Origin of the sequence: Neorhizobium alkalisoli (genome assembly GCF_007829835.1) — a bacterium.
In the GTDB taxonomy this organism is placed as follows: Bacteria; Pseudomonadota; Alphaproteobacteria; order Rhizobiales; family Rhizobiaceae; genus Neorhizobium.
In genome coordinates this window covers 1206122-1221821 of the sequence record NZ_VIWP01000001.1, presented here as the reverse complement: position 1 = coordinate 1221821, position 15700 = coordinate 1206122, and the positions used below count along the sequence as shown (strand labels likewise).

General features: G+C 61.8%; 14 protein-coding genes. 9 read left to right on the top strand and 5 right to left on the bottom strand.

Annotation, left to right across the window (positions count from 1 at the left end):
* The gene (locus tag FHW37_RS05295; protein ID WP_145633447.1) at positions 1 to 2085 is read right to left on the bottom strand and encodes a hydantoinase/oxoprolinase family protein; all 2085 of its coding nucleotides are present in this window, start codon (positions 2083 to 2085) and stop codon (positions 1 to 3) included.
* A gap of 213 nt (positions 2086 to 2298) precedes the next feature.
* Here FHW37_RS05295 and FHW37_RS05290 point away from each other — a divergent pair, with 213 nt between their 5' ends.
* From FHW37_RS05290 to FHW37_RS05250, 9 genes are all read left to right on the top strand, one after another.
* A complete protein-coding gene (locus FHW37_RS05290; protein ID WP_145633442.1) occupies positions 2299 to 3420 on the top strand; it encodes an NAD(P)/FAD-dependent oxidoreductase in 1122 nt (373 codons plus the stop codon).
* A gap of 223 nt (positions 3421 to 3643) precedes the next feature.
* Positions 3644 to 4345, top strand: coding sequence for a GntR family transcriptional regulator (locus FHW37_RS05285; RefSeq protein ID WP_210249265.1), 702 nt, complete (start codon positions 3644 to 3646; stop codon positions 4343 to 4345).
* Between the two features lie 46 nt (positions 4346 to 4391).
* Positions 4392 to 5228 (top strand): substrate-binding periplasmic protein, encoded by an 837-nt coding sequence (locus tag FHW37_RS05280; RefSeq protein ID WP_145633439.1) that lies wholly within the window; start codon positions 4392 to 4394, stop codon positions 5226 to 5228.
* A gap of 127 nt (positions 5229 to 5355) precedes the next feature.
* Positions 5356 to 6021, top strand: a complete 666-nt coding sequence (locus FHW37_RS05275; RefSeq protein ID WP_145633436.1) for an amino acid ABC transporter permease — start codon at positions 5356 to 5358, stop codon at positions 6019 to 6021.
* Positions 6018 to 6677 (top strand): amino acid ABC transporter permease, encoded by a 660-nt coding sequence (locus FHW37_RS05270; RefSeq protein WP_145633433.1) that lies wholly within the window; start codon positions 6018 to 6020, stop codon positions 6675 to 6677. The genes FHW37_RS05275 and FHW37_RS05270 overlap by 4 nt, the downstream gene beginning before the upstream one ends.
* Positions 6674 to 7459, top strand: a complete 786-nt coding sequence (locus tag FHW37_RS05265; protein WP_145633430.1) for an amino acid ABC transporter ATP-binding protein — start codon at positions 6674 to 6676, stop codon at positions 7457 to 7459. The genes FHW37_RS05270 and FHW37_RS05265 overlap by 4 nt, the downstream gene beginning before the upstream one ends.
* A 61-nt stretch (positions 7460 to 7520) precedes the next feature.
* Positions 7521 to 8717, top strand: a complete 1197-nt coding sequence (gene uxuA, locus FHW37_RS05260; RefSeq protein WP_145633426.1) for a mannonate dehydratase — start codon at positions 7521 to 7523, stop codon at positions 8715 to 8717.
* An 11-nt stretch (positions 8718 to 8728) separates the two neighbouring features.
* Positions 8729 to 10141 (top strand): mannitol dehydrogenase family protein, encoded by a 1413-nt coding sequence (locus FHW37_RS05255; protein ID WP_432442827.1) that lies wholly within the window; start codon positions 8729 to 8731, stop codon positions 10139 to 10141.
* A gap of 46 nt (positions 10142 to 10187) precedes the next feature.
* On the top strand, positions 10188 to 11036 hold the full coding sequence (locus FHW37_RS05250; RefSeq protein WP_145633420.1) for a sugar phosphate isomerase/epimerase family protein: 849 nt from the start codon (positions 10188 to 10190) through the stop codon (positions 11034 to 11036).
* A gap of 10 nt (positions 11037 to 11046) precedes the next feature.
* On the opposite strand, the gene FHW37_RS05245 is transcribed toward FHW37_RS05250, so the two are convergent.
* The 4 genes from FHW37_RS05245 to FHW37_RS05230 are packed head-to-tail and all read right to left on the bottom strand — an operon-like array spanning position 11047 to position 15691.
* Positions 11047 to 11922, bottom strand: a complete 876-nt coding sequence (locus FHW37_RS05245) for a ribokinase (protein ID WP_145633417.1) — start codon at positions 11920 to 11922, stop codon at positions 11047 to 11049.
* A gap of 11 nt (positions 11923 to 11933) precedes the next feature.
* Positions 11934 to 13775 (bottom strand): ABC transporter ATP-binding protein, encoded by a 1842-nt coding sequence (locus FHW37_RS05240; RefSeq protein WP_246690671.1) that lies wholly within the window; start codon positions 13773 to 13775, stop codon positions 11934 to 11936.
* A gap of 3 nt (positions 13776 to 13778) precedes the next feature.
* On the bottom strand, positions 13779 to 14717 hold the full coding sequence (locus tag FHW37_RS05235) for an ABC transporter permease (protein WP_145633414.1): 939 nt from the start codon (positions 14715 to 14717) through the stop codon (positions 13779 to 13781).
* Complete coding sequence (locus tag FHW37_RS05230) at positions 14717 to 15691, bottom strand: ABC transporter permease (RefSeq protein ID WP_145633411.1); 975 nt, start codon at positions 15689 to 15691, stop codon at positions 14717 to 14719. The genes FHW37_RS05235 and FHW37_RS05230 overlap by 1 nt, the downstream gene beginning before the upstream one ends.
* Positions 15692 to 15700 lie beyond the last annotated feature (9 nt).

The window sequence follows — 15700 nt, the reverse complement described above, 5'->3', positions numbered from 1 at the left end:
TTACTCCGAAAAGGTGAGATGCAGGTTCAGGTGGCTGTCGACTTCGACATGCGTACCGCCCGGAATGGCGAAGGTCGTATCCTCCTGGGCGACAACAGCCGGGCCGGAAAAATGGCTGCCGGGGCGCAAACGATCTCGCCGATAAAGGCCGATCCATTCGATGGCCTTGCCGGTGAAGACCGGGATCTCGCGCTCGGCATTGGCCGCCTCACCGCCTTCTCGGGTATCGACCGGGAATTCCAGGACAGGGCCTGCGCCGATTGCCGAAAGGCGCAGGTTGACGATCTCGATCGCGCCATCCGGATCATGGAAATCGTAGAGCCGTGCGTGCATGGCATGAAAAGCTTCCTCGATCGCGCTCAGCTTGCCCTCGGCAATCCAGGCGGCCTGGATCGGCACCTCGATCTCAAAGCTCTGGCCAAGATAACGCATGTCGGCGGAGATATTCAGCGTTGCCGCCCCCGCATGCCCCTGCTTTGTCAGCCAGTTGCGTCCTTCGAGGGCAAGCTCCTCCAGAGCTCCACGGAGCTGCGGCGCTGCCTCATCAGAGAGATGGGTGAAGACCGTGCGGATGAAATCGCCGCGGAGGTCGGCGACAAGGCCGCCAAGCGCCGAAACGACGCCGGGCCGCGGCGGGCCGATGACCTTGGCCATCTTGAATTCGCGGGCGAGAAAGGCGCCAAGCATGGGGCCACCGCCACCAAACGGCATCAACGTGAACTCCCGCAGATCGACGCCGGCACGCGATGCCAGCTTCTCGACCTCGACGAACATTTCCGAAATGGCGATATCGAGAATGGCCTGGGCTGCTTCTTCCGCCGTGCGGCCGATCTTCTCCGCCAGCCGGGTCACGGCCGCGCGGGCAAGGCCGACATCGATCTGCAGCTGTCCATAGGCCATCTGGCTGTGGCCGAGCCAGCCGCAGACGGCCATGGCATCGGTGACCGTCGCCTGTTCGCCGCCGCGACCGTAACAGGCAGGCCCCGGTGTCGAGCCCGCCGATTCCGGGCCGACCCGCAGCACACCCTGCGCATCGACGCTGGCGATCGAACCGCCGCCGATGCCGATAGAGCTGACGGAAACGGAAGGAATATGCAGCGGGAATTCGCCAATCAGTTCGCCGGTGCCGAATTGCGGCTCGCCATCGATGATCAGCGCAAAATCCGCCGAAGTGCCGCCGATATCGAGAGTAAGAATATGTTTTTCGCCGGCGCGCCGGGCAAGCCAGGCAGCGCCAATGACGCCGGAGGCGGTCCCCGAAAGCAGCATCTGCACGCAGGACCGCTTGCCTTCGTCGGCATTCATGACGCCGCCGTTCGACTTGGTCAGCAATGCCGGCGCCGTCACGCCACGCGATAGCAGCTTTTCTTCAAGTGCTGTCAGATAACCGGAAACACGCGGATGAACGTAACCGTTGAGAATGGCGGTCGTTGTCCGCTCGTATTCGCGGATCACCGGCCAGACCTCGCAAGAGGTAAAGACGAAGAGATCCGGCGCGATGCGGGCGATCTCATGCTTCACGGCCGCTTCATGGGCATCGTTGCGCCAGGAATGCAGGAAGGAGATGATGATGCCGGCCGCACCATTCGCCTTTGCCTTCGCAACCGCGGTGGCAACCACGGAAAGATCCGGCGCCTGGGCTTCGCTGCCATCGGCGCGCAAACGGGCCGGAATGCCAAAAATCATGTCGCGGGAAATCAGCTGGTCTGGGCGGGCACAGAAGAGCGAATAGACATCGGGCATTCTGAGACGCGCCAGCTCGATCACGTCTTCGAAACCGGCATTGGTCATCAGCGCCAGCGAGACGCCACGACGCTGGATGACAGTATTAATGCCAACCGTCGTGCCATGCACGAAGCGGCTGACGGCCGAAGGCTGAAGTCCTTCCCGCTCGGCGAGAAGAGAAAGGCCTGTCATCAATTCCGCACCCGGATCATCGGGCGTTGTCAGTACTTTCAGGGAAGCGACCCGGCCGGAGCGTATTTCGAGAGCGCAGAAATCGATGAAAGTGCCGCCGATATCGACGCCGATTTTCCAGTCCTGCTGATCGAAGGCGCCTTTGCCGGGCGCGGCCACATTGTCCATTTTCAGGGTCCTTTCGTGCTGCTTGTCATGAAGCTGACACGGATCGGCGAAGCTGGTCCAAGAGCGAAAGAGCCGCATCCTATAAGTCGCGCTTATGCTTTAGCTCCCACGACCCATAGGCTCGACTTATGGGAAGCATAGAAGCTCGACTTTGACACCGCCGATTGCCCCCGGAATGGTGAAAGGCATGAGAGAGACTGCGGAAACGGCTTCATGGATGTGATCGTTCTGGGAGGCGGCCTGATGGGGGCTGCATCGACCTATTTTCTGGCCCGACGCGGCCTGAGGGTAACGCTGATCGAAAGAAACCGGGTGGGAAGCGGCGCAACCGTCGCCTCCTTCGGCAATATCCGCCGCAGCGGCCGCTACCTGCCGCAGCTTCCCCTCGCCCGGCGGTCGCTGACACTCTGGGGAAAGGCAACCGAAATGCTGGGGCGGGACGTCGAGTTTCGCGCAACCGGGCATGTCCGTCTCGTTTTCAGCCCAAAAGGGCTCGAGGAGATGCGCAGCTTCGCTGCGGCCGCAAGGCCATGGGGCCTTGATCTTGAGGAGCTTGCACCGAGAGAACTGCATTCCCGGTTTCCCGGCCTTGGCCCAGACGCGATCGCCGCATCCTTTTCGCCGGAAGATGGCAGTGGCAATCCACGACTGATTGCGCCTGCATTCGCGGATGCCGCAAGGAGGATCGGCGCCGAGATCGTCGAAAATGTCGACGTACGGGCCATTCGTAAGACAGCCTTCGGTTTCGAGGTCGAGACATCTGCCGGCACCTATTCAGCCGCATCCCTGCTCAATACGGCCGGTGCCTGGGGAGCCCGCATCTCTGCCCAGTTCGGGGAACCTGTCCCGATCATTGCAAAAGGCCCGCAGATGGGTGTGACCGAACCCTTACCGCACCGCATTCTGCCGGTCGTCGGTGTCTGGGCACATGACCATGGCGGAGGTTATCTGCGGCAGGTCGAGCGAGGCAACATCGTCTTCGGCGGAGGCGCGGAACGCACGGACGTTTCACTCGACAGCGGCCATGCCAAGGCGGATCCTGCCCGATTGCCGGGACAATTGCGCGCTCTGCTGCCCATTCTTCCGGCGCTCGCCAATGTCTCCGTCATCCGCACATGGTCCGGCTGCGAAGGTTATGTCGGCGATGGCCTTCCCGTCATGGGATCTTCGGCAACCACGCCGGAGCTGTTCCACGCCTTCGGCTTCTGCGGCCACGGGTTCCAATTGGGACCGGGCGTTGGCGATGTCATGGCGGAGCTGATTTCGACCGGCGCAACCGAAACGCCCATTCACGATTTTCGGGTCGATCGGTTTGCAGCAACAATGAACGGCTAAAGAAAAAGGCCGTGAACGGCTTCTCTCAGTGCCTCCGCCCCTGAACGGCGCGTGAGCCTTCTGCACCGATATATTCAAAGAATCCAAAACCTTAAAGCCCGAAAACCAAGCTTTCCGGGCAGCGGCTACTCTGCCGACAGTCCGGGCTGCAACAACAAAATCGGCCACCCGCATTGACGCCGATTTCTTTGTATGTTTACTAGTATACAAGAGGAGACGTTAAATGCCCGCTGTGAAAGACATGAGCATTCCGAGAGCTGCGCCGGCTGTCCGCGAAATCTATGCGGGACTGCGCGAGCGGATTCTCACCGGCGGGCTGATGCCGGGAATGAGCATTTCCGAAGTACAGTTTTCCGAACAGCTGGGCGTCAGCCGGACACCGGTCCGCGAAGTCTTTCGCCGGCTGGCGGATGAAGGTTTTCTCAAGATCCTGCCTCAGGTCGGAACATTCGTTGCCCCTATCCAGCTGCGCGCCGTCTATGACAGCCAGTTCGTGCGCGAGACCCTGGAATGCCGCACCGTCGTGCTTGCCTGCCGTCACGTCGATACGCGGGTGGCCGACGACCTGAATGATTTTCTGACGCTGCAGAAGCGCGCGATCCGCGACAACGATCTCGGCCGCTTCTTCGATGCCGACGACAGGATGCACACCTATCTGATCGGCCTTGCCGGATATCCGGCAATCTGGGAGCTGATCCAGGGCGTCAAGGCCCAGCTCGACCGCGTGCGTTACCTGTCGCTCGAAAGCGGTGACTGGCTGCACCGGATCTTCGATCAGCACGAGCGCATTATCGCGCGCGTTATCGAAGGCAAGCCAGACGAGGCGGAAAGCGCCATGCGCGAACACTTGCAGGCCGTTTTCCTGACCATAGAGCGGCTTGCCCAAAACAGACCGGAGCTCTTCGAGGGCACGGTCGGAAACTGACCAATACCGACAATTCAACGACAACGGCTATCGGGAGGATAATGCCATGATCGTATCGAAAACTATTTCCGCTTTGGCGCTTGCTGCGTCGATCTTCAGCATCGGACTTCCGGCACTGGCGGCCGATGTCCCGGCACCGGGCGTCAGCGCGCGTGTCGACGCCATCAAGAAGGCCGGCGTGCTGCGCGTCGGTGTGCTTGCAAACACGCCTTGGCTCGTCGAGAACACAACGGGTTCGGGCGATGCGTGGCAAGGCCCCGCATGGCTGCTGGCGCAGGAATATGCCAAGGAACTCGGCGTCAAGCTGCAGCCGATCCCGGTCAGCCATGAGACCAAGGTTCCGGTACTGGCATCCAATCAGGTCGATCTCAGCATCACCCCGCTGGCTGAAACGCCGGAACGTCTGAAGGTCGTTGATTTCGTGCTGTATTCGAAGACCGCCGTCTGCGTTTTCGGCCTGAAGAACAACAAGAAGTTTGCCGACGCGGCCACCGTCGACGCGGTCAACAGCGCAGACTTCACCGTCGCCTACTTCATCGGCGGTGCCGAGGAAAACTGGGTGAAGGAACGCTTCCCGAATGCCAAGCTTCGCGGCGTCACGTCCTCATCGGCACCGGCTCCGATCGAAGAGATCATGGCAAAGCGTGCCGATGCGGCCGCCATCAACCGCATCCAGTGGGTTCTTCTCAGCAAGAAAGTTCCCGGCCTGACGGCCCTGCCGAAAGACAACAATTGCCAGGGTTCGACCGAAAAGGCCGCTCCTGTCGGTCTCGCCATCGACAAGGGACAGGGTCCCTTCCTCGACTGGTTGCGCGCAGTTGAAAAGGACATGCAGCCCAAGCTGAATGCCGACGAAGCACGCATCGTCGACACGATGAAGTAACCGAAAACAACACTCAGCGGGCATTTCCCGACCGCCCAAACGGTCCGGTAAATGCCCGCCGATCCACCCTTTCCAACATCGCTACATGGATCCGCGTCCTCCGGGATGCGGGGCGGAGTTCTGCGCCATGGATTTCGACTTTTCCGCTGTTCTCGACAGCTGGCAATATCTGGCGGGCGGCCTCGGGCTGACCATCCTGCTCAGCCTGCTGACGGTGATCCTGAGCCTGATTTTCGGCATCGCCGTCGCTCTCGGCCGCATGTACGGACCACGGTGGCTGTCAGTGCCGCTCGTCTTCTACATCGACTCGATGCGCGCCGTGCCGGTTCTGGTCGTGCTGATCTGGATCTACTTCGCTCTTCCGATCGTGACCGGCATCAGCCTGCCGCCGTTCTGGGCGGCACTGGTGGCGCTCACCTTCCACATCTGTGCCTATGTCGCTGAGATCGTCCGTGCCGGCATAAGCTCGGTGCGTGCGGGACAGACGCAGGCCGGCCTGGTGCTCGGCATGTCCGAGGCACAGGTGATGCGCAAGATCATCCTGCCGCAGGCACTGATCCGCATGCTGCCATCGCTCGGCTCGATCGTGTCGATCACCATCAAGGACACCGCGATCGCGGCCGTCATCGCCGTACCGGAACTGATGAAGCGGACGGAGACGGTTTCCGGCCAGAGCTTCCGGCCGATGGAAGCCTTCACGGTCGCGATGGTGGTCTACTTCCTCATCCTTTTCCCGGCCACCCGCGCCATCGACCTGATCTACAAGAACATCGCGTATAGGGGGCGGTCATGAATCTCGACTGGAGTGTCGTCTGGCAGAATTCCGGCGCACTGGCGCAGGGCGTTCTCATCACCATCCTTCTGACCTTCTGCACCATGCTGATCGCCATTCCGGGCGGGATAGTGCTCGCGCTGATGCGCCTGTCGAGCAGCCGTATTCTCAGCGGCATCAGCGCCTGTTTCGTCGAGTTCTTTCGCAACGTCCCAATCATCCTGCTGATCTACTGGACCTTCTACGTCCTGCCGGTCTTCACGGATATTTCGTTCTCGCCATTTGGCACCGGCCTCCTGGCGCTGGCGCTGAACGTCTCGGCCTACAATTCGGAGACTTTTCGCGCCGGGATCAACTCGATCCGAAGGGGCCAGACGGAAGCGGCACTTGCGCTTGGCATGAGCCACATGGAAGCGATGCTGAAGATCATTCTGCCTCAGGCCGCCCGACGTGTTCTGCCGGTCCTGGCCAGCACCTGGATCTCGCTGTTCAAGGATACGTCGCTCGTGTCCGTCATCGCGGTCGGCGACCTTGCCCATAACGCGCTGGAAATCCGGGCGCAGAGTTTTCGCGTGCTGGAAATCCTGACCGCTATGGCGGTGATCTACTGGGTCCTCGGCTATCCGCAGGCCAAGCTGGTCGACCGCATTTACAAGAAATGGGGAGTAAAGGAATGAGCACCGTGGCTGCACAGATCCAGAACAGGAAAAATGCCGATCAGACGCCCGTCGTCGAATACCGCAGCATCCGCAAGCAATATGGCGAATTCGTCGCGATCGGATCGGTTACGGCGCGCGTCAACAAGGGCGAGGTCGTCTGCCTGATCGGCCCGTCCGGATCCGGCAAGTCGACATTGCTGCGCACGACCAATGCCCTGGAGCAGATCCAGGGTGGAGAGCTGCTGTTCGACGGCAAGCCCCTGCCCGCCAGCAAGGCCGGCATCCGCCAGGTTCGCCAGCGCATGGGCATGGTCTTTCAGAATTTCGAGCTCTTCCCGCACAAGACCGTGCTGGAAAACATCACCGTCGGCCCGCGCACCGTGCTGAAAGTCTCGGAGCAGGAAGCGCGCAAACGTGCGGTCGCCCTTCTGGACAAGGTCGGCCTTGCCGACAAGGCCGACAAATACCCGGCCAATCTTTCCGGCGGCCAGCAGCAGCGCGTCGCCATCGCCCGCGCACTCGCCATGGAACCCGAGGTCATGCTGTTCGACGAGCCCACCTCGGCGCTTGATCCGGAAACGATCGGCGAAGTGCTCAACGTGATGAAACGCCTGGCGGAAGAGGGCATGACGATGATCGTCGTCACCCATGAGATGACATTTGCCCGCCGCGTCGCCGACTGGGTCGTCGTCTTCGATCGCGGCAACATCGTGGAACAGGGGCCTGCGGCGCAGATCTTCGACAACCCACAGGCCGAGCGTACACGCGACTTCCTGAGCCATCTCGGCTGGGACGGCTGACCGGCGGACCGCCTGCCCGTTCAGGCGCCCGCGAGACACGATACAGTTTGGAGATACCGAGATGAAACATACATGGCGGTGGTTCGGCCCGATCGACAAGGTCAGCGTGCAGGATGCGGCGCAGGCTGGCGCTCAGGGCATTGTCAGCTCCCTCCACCACGTTCCGACGGGCACGGCCTGGCCGGAAGCGGAAATCAGCAGGCGACAGGATGAGATCAGAGCCGGCGGGCTGGCATGGGACATCGTCGAAAGCATCCCGATCTCCGAGGACATCAAGAGCGGTACCGGGGACTGGAAGGCGCATGTTGCGGCATGGCAGGAAACGCTTCGCCGGCTGAAATCGGCGGGCATTGAAACGGTCTGCTACAATTTCATGCCCGTGCTCGACTGGACCCGCACCGACCTGCGCTGGACCACGAAACATGGCGCCCGGACGATGCGTTTCGACCTTGTCGATTTCGTCGCGTTCGACATCCATGTCCTCAAGCGACCCGGCGCTGCAGAGAATTACGAGCCGGCACTGGTCGAAAAAGCCAGGCGGCGCTTTTCCGAGATGACGGAGGCGGAGATCACCTCAATCTCGAAGAATGTCGGGGCAGGCCTTCCGGGCTCGGCCGATGTCTATTCCCTGGATGAGCTGCGCGGCCATCTGCAGCGGTATTCCGGAATGGATGCGGCCAAACTGCAGGCTCGGCTTTTCGATTTCCTGGCCGAAGTCGCGCCCGTGGCGGACGAGCTCGGCATGCGGCTTTGCGCCCATGGAGACGATCCGCCCTGGCCTCTGCTCGGGCTGCCGCGCATCCTGTCGACGCTGGAACATTACCAGGCAATGCTGGCGGCCGTCGACCTGCCGGCCAATGGCGTGACGTTCTGCACCGGGTCCCTAGGGGCCCGTGCCGCCAACGATCTGCCGGAAATGATCCGCACGCTCGCTCCGCGCATCCACTTCCTGCATTTGCGCAATGTGCGGCGCGAAGACACGACCACTCCCTGTGCCTTCTATGAAGACGAACATCTGGAAGGCAATACGGACATGGTAGCCGTCGTCGCTGCTGTTCTGGAGGAAGAACGGCGCCGCAAGGCCGAGGGACGGGCCGATCACCAGATCCCCATGCGCCCCGATCATGGCCAGGAAATTCTCGACGACCTGACGCGCGGCGCCCAACCGGGCTATCCGGCCATCGGCCGGCTCAAGGGGCTGGCGGAGCTGCGCGGCATCGAACGTGCGCTCAGCCACGCCACCCATGGGATGAAATGACCATGGAGAGATTGACGCGCAAGGCGGTGGTTCTCAACCCGGAGGCCTATCAGGCCACGATGCCGGCCGGCGTTCGGCCGGGCATTCTCCATATCGGCATCGGTGCCTTTCACCGTGCCCATCAGGCGATCTTTACCGAAGATGCCATGCGGCATTCCGGCGGTGACTGGGGCATAATCGGCGTCAGCCTGCGGTCCCGTGATATCGTCGATGATCTCGACGCGCAGGACATGCTCTATTCGGTCACGACACGGCGTGCCGAAGGCGACAGCATTCGCGTCGTCGGATCGATCGTCGGCGCATATGCGGCGTCCGTCGATCCCGACGCGGTCCTGCACCATCTTGCCGATCCTGCGATCCGCATCGTCAGCCTGACGGTCACCGAAAAGGCCTATGGGCTGGATTCCGCAGCCGGTGGGCTCGACCGGAACCATCCCGCCGTGGCGCATGATCTGATGGAACCCGGTCGGCCGACCGGAGCTATCGGCTATCTCGTCGAGGGTCTCGCCCGGCGCCGTGCCGCCGGCATAAAACCCTTCACTGTTCTATGCTGCGATAACCTCCCCTCGAATGGCGAGGTGGTCGAACGGCTTGTGCTGGAAATGGCGAAGCACCGCAACGCTGCGCTCGCCGACTGGATCGAAGCAGAGGCTGCATTTCCAAGCACCATGGTCGACCGGATCGTACCGGCAGCAACCGACGCGACCCGCACCCGCGCGGCAAAACTCCTCGGCGCGGATGATCAATTAGCTCTGGAGACCGAGGAGTTCATCCAGTGGGTCATCGAGGACCATTTCGTCTCGGGGCGACCGGACTGGGAGGCAGCCGGCGCACTGTTCGTCAAGGATGTCGCGCCCTACGAGAAGATGAAGCTGCGCCTGTTGAACGGCGCCCATTCCCTAATTGCCTATCTTGGCCAGCTTCACGGCCTCGACTATGTGCGCGACGTGATGGCGATAGACCAGCATGCCGCGCGTGTCCGGCGCCATATGGAAACGGCGGCAAAAACACTCGATCCCGTGCCGGGCATAGAGATCCCCCGATACATCGATCAGCTCATCGAACGGTTCAAAAGTCCCGCCATCGCCCATCGCACCGCACAGATCGCCATGGATGGTTCGCAGAAACTGCCGCAGCGCATCTTTGCACCAGCCATCGATGCACTGTCCGGCGGGCGCGACATCGACGATTTTGCCTATGTGACGGCGCTCTGGCTGGCCTTTGTGTTGCGGCAGGAGAGTTTGAACGACCCACGCTCGGCAGATCTTCTTGCCGCAGCCGCTGCTGCACGAGCGGGCGGTGACAAGGTTTCGCCTTTCCTGTCCGTTCCGGGCCTCTTTCCGGCGGCACTCACGGCGACACCCACCTGGAAGGCCGCGATTACCCGACAGCTGACTGCAATCGAAGCCGATCTGGACCGGTGAGGTCGCCAAAAATCTCCCGCAGAGGCCGGGGCCGAAAGGACATGCCATGAAGAAAAGCATTCACTCCTATGCCTGGATCAAGGTCTGGGCGGCGGATGCGGTCGAACTCGTCGCGCCGAAGGCAGCGGCAAAGGGGTTCAACCACGTCGTCATCCCGATGCGCGACCACACGACGATCAACCCGGCCGAAATCGACAGGGTCTTTTCCGCCCATGACATCACGCCGGTCGTCACGGCGACCCAAACGCTTGACGCGGATATTTCCAGTCTCGATCCGGAGATCCGCCGTCGTGGCCTCGACCGGCACCGTGCATCGCTGAAACTGGCCCGCGACATGGGCGCCTATCATATGGGCGGCATCATCTACGGCGTGTTCGGCAAGGCAGAGGCGGCCGCCACCGACGAGAACCGCAAAGTCGCCGCCGAGGCACTTGCGACGCTTGCCGAAGACGCCAAGCCGATGGGGCTGCGGCTGGCGATGGAGATCCTCAACCGATACGAAACCAACATGTTCAATACGGTGGACGAGGCCATCGCCTTCGTAAAGATGAGTGGCTCGGACAATCTCTTCCTGCATCTCGACACGTTCCACATGAACATGGAAGAAACGGATATGCTGGCCGCGTTGAAGCGCGCCCTGCCCTATCTCGTCTATTTCGAGATGGACCAGAACGATCGCGGGCTGCTCGACCGCGGTGCGATCGACTTTCACCCGATGCTGCAGGTCCTCAAGGACAGCGGCTATAACGAGATTATCGGCGCCGAGGCTTTTTCCAGTGCCGTGAGTGGCCCGGATGTTGCCCGCGGCGTTTCAGCCTGGCGCCCACTGTTTACCCATGGCGACGAGGTGGCCGACAGCGCCAACGCAGTGCTGGGATCCGTCTACCCGCTCTGACTGAAGCCTATCAGCCGGCCAGATCCGTTTCCTGCCGGAGCGGAATGCTGCCCTGGCTGCCGGGCCGGGAGCATGCAAGGCCAGCGGCGCGCGATGCCCGCTGCATGGCCGCTTCAAGGGAAAGCCCGCGATCGAGAGAGGATGCGAGAACGCCGACGAAGCAATCGCCGGCCGCAGTCGTGTCTTTGACTATGACCGACATGGCGGGTACCCGGACATCCGCACCTGAAACACAAGCCTCCGAACCATCACCGCCCAGCGTGCGCAGGACCCCGGTCTGCAGTCTTTCAGCCAGAGCACGCGCCGAGGGACCACAACCAAGCCATCCGCCGAGCGCCACCGCCTCGTCCTCGTTGACGACGATCAGATCCACCTGCGAAAGAACCTCTTCCTGCAGCGGGAAGGCCGGTGCCAGATTGAGGATCGACATCTTGCCGGCATGGCGAACACGGCGGATCAGCGCCTCGATGGCAGCGACATCGTTTTCCATCTGCATGACAACGATGCTGGCCTGCCCCAGCAGGGCCTCGTCAACCGCAGCCGACGAGACGGCGAGATTGGCGCCGGAGGCAACCGCGATCATGTTCCGGCCCTGCCCGTCGAGAAAGACGGACGCGCAGCCCGTCGGCTCCGGCAGACGAGCAACACGGGTGATATCGGCCGAGCCCGACAGATTCTGCAAGGCAATCTCGGCCAGCGCATCCTGCCCCACCGCGCCGACCATGACGACATCAGCGCCGTCGCGGGCAGCAGCCAGCGCCTGATTGGCGCCCTTTCCGCCCGCCTCCGTGCGAAAACCGTTGGCCAGCAATGTCTGGCCGGGCTGCGGCATCTCGGCGAGCGAGAAGATGAAGTCTACGTTGATGGAGCCGAAGGTGACGATCATCGCATCTTTCCTCAGGCGACCTGAACGAAGTGGCCTTCGCCGGCTTCTTCGTAGACACGTTTCGGCGGCACATAATCGGCGGCACGGAACGGGCTCTTGATCTCGTCATTGGAGATACGGCGGGCTTGACGGCGCGACGGATCGGCGATCGGAACGGCCGCCATCAGGCGCTTGGTGTAGTCGTGCTGCGGGTTTTCGAACACCGCCTGGCGCGGGCCGATCTCGACGATCTCGCCCAGATACATGACCGCCACCCGGTGGCTGATCCGTTCGACCACCGCCATGTCATGGCTGATGAACAGATAACCGAGGCCGTATTTCTCCTGCAGGTCGAGCATCAGGTTGATCACCTGCGCCTTGACCGAGACATCGAGCGCCGAGACGGATTCGTCGGCGATCAGCAGTTTTGGCTCAAGCGCAAGCGCGCGGGCAATGCAGACGCGCTGCCGCTGGCCGCCGGAAAACTCATGCGGGAAACGATCCCCCATCGAGGCCGATAGCCCAACACGCTCCAGAAGCTCACCGACACGGTTTTTCGCTTCGGAGGCGCGTACGAGGCCATGGGTGATCATCGGTTCGGCAATCGCCTGGCCGACGCGGATACGCGGATTGAGACTTTCGAACGGATCCTGGAAGATCATCTGCGCTTCGCGGCGGATATCGGCGAGCTCACTCTTGCCGGCATCCAGCACGTTCTTGCCGTCGATACGGATATCGCCCGAAAGTGCCGGCGTCAGCCGGATGATCGAACGGCCGGTCGTCGACTTTCCGCAACCGCTTTCGCCGACGAGCGAAAGGGTCTCGCCCTGGCGCAATTCCAGAGACACGCCCTCGACCGCATGAATGCGGCCGATCGTCTTGCGCAGAAAACCGCGCTTGATCGGGAAACGGGTCACGAGGTTATCCACCTTCAGGATCGGCGGCTGATCGCGCTTGATCGTGTCCTCGGTCGGCTTCGGCGGTGCAATTTCGCCGGTTGCCATGTCCACATGCGGAAAGCGCAGCGGCCGGTCCTTGCCGGTCATCGAGCCGAGCTGTGGCACAGCCGACAGAAGCGCCCGCGTATACGGATGTTTTGCGCCGGCAAAGAGGTTTTGCGTCGTATCGGTCTCGACCTGCTCGCCACGGAACATCACGACCGTACGGTCGGAAATTTCGGCAACGACACCCATGTCGTGGGTGATGAAGAGGACGGACATGCCCTCCTCTTCCTGCAGCGTCTTGATCAGTTCAAGGATCTGCGCCTGGATCGTCACGTCGAGCGCCGTGGTCGGCTCGTCGGCGATCAGCAGTTTCGGATCGCAGGCAAGTGCGATGGCGATGACCACACGCTGGCGCATGCCGCCGGAAAAATTCATCGGGTATTCGGCAAGGCGCGATTTCGCCGAAGGAATCCGCACCTTTTCAAGCAGCCGGACGGCTTCCGCTTCCGCCTGCGTTTGCGACATGCCGCGATGCTGAACGAGCACCTCAGTGATCTGCGCGCCGATCTTGAGAACAGGATTGAGCGAGGTCATCGGCTCCTGAAAAATCATGCCGATGCGGTTGCCGCGGATTTTCTGCATGGCATCGAGCGGCAGCGACAGGAGATTCTGTCCTTCGAAGTCGATCGTGCCGGTAATCCGCGAATTGCCGGGCGACAGGAGGCGCATGATCGACATGGCCGTGACGCTCTTGCCGGAACCGGATTCGCCAACCACGGCGACCGTTTCCTTCGGGCCGATATCGAAGCTGATATCGTTGACGACATTGCGCCACTCGCCGCCGACACGAAACGCCGTCGAGACGTTCTGGAGCGAGAGGATGGGTTTGTTAACGGTGTTGATCATCGTCTTGTTCATCGTATCGGTCATGGCTCAGCCCTCCCGGCGCGGATTGAGGATATCGCGCAGGGCATCGCCGATCAGGTTGATCGCAACGATGAGCAGAAGCAGCGCGAGGCCCGGGAAGAAGCTGATCCAGTAATCGCCGGACAGCAGGTATTCGAAGCCATTGGAGATCAGGAGACCGAGCGACGGCTCCGTCACAGGCAGGCCGATGCCGAGGAAGGACAAGGTGGCTTCCAGCATGATCGCATAGGCGACACGCATGGTAACGACGACGATCAGCGGCGGCAGGCAGTTGGGCAGGATATGGCGGAAGAGGACGCTACGGTCGGGCAGTGCCATCGAACGGGCGGCATCCACATAGGCACGCTTGCGCTCCACCAGTGCCGAGCCGCGGATGGTACGGGCGTAATAGGCCCATTGCGTCACCACCAGCGCCAGGATGATCTTGTCGACGCCCTGGCCGAGAATGGCGAGGAAGATGAGCGCGATCAGGATGGCGGGAAAGCTGAGCTGGATATCGACGATACGCATCAGCACCGAGTCAAGCCGGCCGCCGACATAGGCGCTCATCAGGCCGAGAGAGGCGCCGATCACAAGGGCGATCAGCGCGCTGGTGATGCCGACGAGAAGGCTGGTGCGCAGGCCGTAAAGGATGGCGCTCAGGAGATCGCGGCCCTGGTCGTCGGTGCCGAGCAGATAGACGCTTCCACCCATGCTCTGCGATCCCGGCGCGAGGCGACCGTCCATGATGTCGAGCTGTGCGAGGTCATAAGGGTTCTGCGGCGCGATCAGCGGCGCGAACAATGCCGCCAGAAGAAAGATCGTGACGATGACGAGCCCGACGACAGCCAGCTTGTCATGCAGTAGCGCCGAAAGCATCTGACGGAACGGCGAGCGCGAGGCGGTCTTGGCCGCGCCACCCTGCCCGGCATGCACCGAGCTCGTGGTTGCAGTATCCTTGCTCATCACGAATTTCCTTCAAGGCGAACGCGGGGATCGACGATCGAGTAGAGGATGTCGACCAGGAGATTGATGACCGAGAACATCACGACCGTGATCATCAGGTAGGCGAGGATGATCGGGCGATCGAGAACGCCGATGGCATCGATGATCAGCTTGCCCATGCCCGGCCAGGCGAAGATCGTCTCGGTCACGACCGCAAAGGCGATGACGGAGCCGAGTTCGAGGCCGATCACGGTGATCAGCGGGATCAGTGTGTTCTTCAGAACGTGGACGGTGACGATCCGCCGCTCGGTCAGCCCCTTGGCGCGGGCGAAGCGGACGAAATCGAGCTGCATCGTTTCCATCACGCCGGCGCGGGTGAGCCGGATGACGAGCGAGATCTTGAACAGCGCCAGATTGAACGCCGGCAGCAGCAGGTGTGACAGACCATCGAGTGTCAGGAAGCTGACGGGAACACCGAAGAGCGGCACGGTCTCGCCGCGGCCCGATGCCGGCAGCCAGCCGAGCTTGACGCTGAACAGCATGACCATAACGAGGCCGATCCAGAATGTCGGCAGGCTGAAACCGAGGATCGAGAAGGTCATGATCGACTTGGAAACGAGCCCCTTCGGCTTCAATCCGGCATAAACGCCGAGCGGAATGCCGATAACGAGCGCCATGATCAGGGCGACGAAGGCAAGCTCCAGCGTTGCCGGCATGCGGCGAAGGATGAGCGTCAGCGCCGGCTGGTTGAAGACGAAGGAATTGCCGAGATCACCGGTGAGCGCGCGCGACAGGAACAGCCAGTATTGCTCCCAGACCGGCTTGTCCAACCCGAAGGACTGGATGACCTGAAGCCGCTCCGCCGGCGTCGCCGTCGGGCTCAACAGCACGTCGACCGGGTTGCCGACGAGGTAGAGCCCCGCGAAAACCAGTACGGACATGACGAAAAGCGTAAGCACGGTCTGGAGCGACCGGCTGAGCAAATATCCGCCCATGAATTTCAA